The organism is Alginatibacterium sediminis (assembly GCF_003610775.1).
GTDB classification, from domain to species: Bacteria; Pseudomonadota; Gammaproteobacteria; order Enterobacterales; family Celerinatantimonadaceae; genus Alginatibacterium; species Alginatibacterium sediminis.
The window spans coordinates 35268-35626 of the sequence record NZ_RAQO01000011.1; positions in this window are offsets into that span (position 1 = coordinate 35268).

Below are 359 nucleotides of genomic sequence, written 5' to 3' on the forward strand. Positions count from 1 at the left end.
CCTTGATGATTTTCATTCTACAATTTTAGTGCGAGTGTTTGCTTAGACTGGTATCGAGTAGGGCGGTCGCCCGAAAATACAACTGAGTTGAAGCTAAGAAATGGTGGTCGCTACTGGGCTTGAGCTAGAGATTCTCGCCTTATGTATACCAATCCAAGTAAACATTAACTCTATCTAGCCGAATAAAATCGCCAATCTCATCGTCAAAAATTTTGTCGTTAGACCCGCTAGCGACTGCAATTTTTTTCTCGACCTTGATGATTTTCATTCGACAATTTTAGTGCGAGTGTTTGCTTAGACTGGTATCGAGTAGGGCGGATGCCCGAAATTACAATTGAGTTGAAGCTAAGAAATGGTGG